At 60.7% G+C, this 2,479-nt stretch carries 2 protein-coding genes; both read right to left on the bottom strand.

Going from position 1 to position 2,479, the window contains the following annotated elements; genetic code table 11:
• Positions 1 to 21: 21 nt before the first annotated feature.
• Positions 22 to 1,212 (bottom strand): IS481 family transposase, encoded by a 1,191-nt coding sequence (locus ON14_RS00010; RefSeq protein ID WP_010202060.1) that lies wholly within the window; start codon positions 1,210 to 1,212, stop codon positions 22 to 24.
• Between the two features lie 118 nt (positions 1,213 to 1,330).
• On the bottom strand, positions 1,331 to 2,479 hold a 1,149-nt coding region (locus tag ON14_RS00005; RefSeq protein WP_010202058.1), incomplete at its 5' end, for an IS481 family transposase.

Below are 2,479 nucleotides of genomic sequence, written 5' to 3'. Positions count from 1 at the left end.
ACATAGGAAACTCTCGAACCCTCAGGGGTTCGGGAGTTTTCTTTGTTTCTGGGGTTGGTAGTCGCGTTCGGGGTTGATGGTGAGCTCGCGGAGAAGTTCCCCTGTGGTGGCGTTGACGATTCTGACTTCGTGGTCCTGGATGAGCAGGATTACGTGGGTTCGGGCGTGGGTTCGTCCGATGCCGATGTGGTGCATTCTGGAGTTGATGCGCAGGGTGACGACGCCGGAGTCGTCGATCCGGTCGTGTCGTATTCGGTTGTGGGTGTCGTTGTCGCGGCTTCCGGATGGTTGGGCTTTTGGCATGCTCGAGTAAAGGGTGGCCGGGGTTGCTTGGTGAGGTAGCGAGCGGTGGGGTCGCCGGTGGTTGTATTCGTCGGTGAACTCGTCGAGCAGGGTTTGCAGTTCGGCGATAGTGGTGGGCTGGGGTGATCGTGCGCGAAGCCATTTCTTTAGTGTTTGTTGGAAGCGTTCGACTTTGCCCTGGGTCGTGGGGTGGTTGGGTCTGCCATTTTTCTGGGTGATGTGGAGGCGGCGGAGTTCTGTTTCGAAGGCATTGCGGCCGCCTTGGCGGCCGAGGCCGGAGAGGCGGGTGGTGAAGACCATGCCGTTATCGGTGAGCGTGGAGGCCGGGATTCCGTGGGTTGTGGTGGCTTGTCGGAACTCGGCCAGCACGATCGAGGTAGTGACGCGGGTGTGGGCGGTGATGCGGATCGCATAGCGGGTGCAGTCATCAATCCAGGGCAGGATCTCGGTGTCGTGTCCGTTTGCGAGGCGGTAGTGGGTGAAGTCGGATTGCCACGTTTCGTTGGGCATCGCGGCTTCGAAACGAATGTAAGAGGAGCGGGGTTTCTTCTTCGGCTCGGGGGTCACCAGGCCCGCACGGGTGAGGTGGCGACTGATTGTTGCTGAGGAGACGGTGACGTTGTGGTGGTGGTGAAGGTGCCAGCGAATGGTGTCTGGGCCGGCGTCGAGTCCTGCGGCTGCGAGGGTTTTGCGCAGGGTCGTGATCAGCTCAATGGTTGTTGTGGGAGTTTGGTTCGGGTTGCTGTGTGGTCGTCTGGAGCGGGGCTCGAACGCGGCCTCGCCCTCGGCGCGGTAGCGGGCGACGAGTTTGGACACCCAACCTTTTGAGACGCCGTAGGTTCGGGCCACTTCGGCTTGGGTTCGACCCTCGAGGGTGACGGCAGTGATGACGAGCTTGGCTTTGGACACACTCTGATCGTGGCTGAGAAGTTTCCCATGTCCCGAGAGATGCGTTTCCTATGTCCTGAACGAACACACCGCTACCCCGACAGTGTGATCTCGCAAGACATAGGAAACTCTCGAACCCTCAGGGGTTCGGGAGTTTTCTTTGTTTCTGGGGTTGGTAGTCGCGTTCGGGGTTGATGGTGAGCTCGCGGAGAAGTTCCCCTGTGGTGGCGTTGACGATTCTGACTTCGTGGTCCTGGATGAGCAGGATTACGTGGGTTCGGGCGTGGGTTCGTCCGATGCCGATGTGGTGCATTCTGGAGTTGATGCGCAGGGTGACGACGCCGGAGTCGTCGATCCGGTCGTGTCGTATTCGGTTGTGGGTGTCGTTGTCGCGGCTTCCGGATGGTTGGGCTTTTGGCATGCTCGAGTAAAGGGTGGCCGGGGTTGCTTGGTGAGGTAGCGAGCGGTGGGGTCGCCGGTGGTTGTATTCGTCGGTGAACTCGTCGAGCAGGGTTTGCAGTTCGGCGATAGTGGTGGGCTGGGGTGATCGTGCGCGAAGCCATTTCTTTAGTGTTTGTTGGAAGCGTTCGACTTTGCCCTGGGTCGTGGGGTGGTTGGGTCTGCCATTTTTCTGGGTGATGTGGAGGCGGCGGAGTTCTGTTTCGAAGGCATTGCGGCCGCCTTGGCGGCCGAGGCCGGAGAGGCGGGTGGTGAAGACCATGCCGTTATCGGTGAGCGTGGAGGCCGGGATTCCGTGGGTTGTGGTGGCTTGTCGGAACTCGGCCAGCACGATCGAGGTAGTGACGCGGGTGTGGGCGGTGATGCGGATCGCATAGCGGGTGCAGTCATCAATCCAGGGCAGGATCTCGGTGTCGTGTCCGTTTGCGAGGCGGTAGTGGGTGAAGTCGGATTGCCACGTTTCGTTGGGCATCGCGGCTTCGAAACGAATGTAAGAGGAGCGGGGTTTCTTCTTCGGCTCGGGGGTCACCAGGCCCGCACGGGTGAGGTGGCGACTGATTGTTGCTGAGGAGACGGTGACGTTGTGGTGGTGGTGAAGGTGCCAGCGAATGGTGTCTGGGCCGGCGTCGAGTCCTGCGGCTGCGAGGGTTTTGCGCAGGGTCGTGATCAGCTCAATGGTTGTTGTGGGAGTTTGGTTCGGGTTGCTGTGTGGTCGTCTGGAGCGGGGCTCGAACGCGGCCTCGCCCTCGGCGCGGTAGCGGGCGACGAGTTTGGACACCCAACCTTTTGAGACGCCGTAGGTTCGGGCCACTTCGGCTTGGGTTCGACC

Origin of the sequence: Salinibacterium sp. PAMC 21357, assembly GCF_000247645.1 — a bacterium.
Taxonomy (GTDB): Bacteria; Actinomycetota; Actinomycetes; order Actinomycetales; family Microbacteriaceae; genus Rhodoglobus.
Note: the sequence above shows the minus strand (reverse complement) of the source record. Positions and strands in the feature narration are given on the sequence as shown.